General features: G+C 28.8%; 1 protein-coding gene. It reads right to left on the bottom strand.

Annotated features, from left to right (window positions below; all coding sequences use genetic code 4):
- The coding region (locus D9R21_RS07870) for a hypothetical protein (protein ID WP_158614020.1) at positions 1 to 747 on the bottom strand (747 nt) is incomplete at both ends.

The following is a 747-nucleotide window of genomic DNA, read 5'->3' as shown; positions in this document are numbered from 1 at the left end:
ACCATTTAATCATTGAAAATTAGGTCAAGTTTTTTCATCTTGATTAATTACTCACCCTCATGGAATACCAAACGAAATAAAGTTTAAGAATTTACCAACCCCACCCGGAATAGTAAAAGGATTAAAAACTAATTTTTGCGTATAGTTTAAAGGTAATACTGTAATTTGGCGATTAATAAAATTATTCATATTTAAAATATCTCAAACATTACATGAACCCATTTTATTATATTCAATTTGAACTTGTCCGACAGTATTACCAAATTCATCTTTTCTTCTAAAATATGATGATGCTTGGGTACTAATAATATTATCAACATTACCATTATTTACTTTTACTTTATTTGGTGGGGTAATCATTCAACTTTTAGACCAATAAAATTCAGAATTATTATCTTCTTCCTTAATAGTTGTTCCAACAGTCGGATTGGTTGCTGTTGAACTTGCTTTATCAGTTATTACAATTCCCTCACTATTTTTTTGATTTCAAAAGTCATATCTACTTTCCATATCTTTTTTTCAATCTTCATAACCAGTTATCATTGTTGGTTGTATCCCTTGAATGTTATATCAACTTACTTCTGGTGAAGCATAAGTGTTTATTTTATCAGGTGGTGCAGGAAACATGTTATACATTAGCAAGTCCCTTGAATTCATTACTTTTTTATTAAATTGACCTTTAATAATTGGTCGCCCAATAACTGGCATATCAAAAAAGATTGGATTACCATAAAATTTAACTGCCAT

The organism is Spiroplasma endosymbiont of Megaselia nigra (assembly GCF_003987485.1).
In the GTDB taxonomy this organism is placed as follows: Bacteria; Bacillota_I; Bacilli_A; order Mycoplasmatales; family Mycoplasmataceae; genus Spiroplasma.
This window is presented reverse-complemented; position numbering and strand designations above follow the sequence as displayed.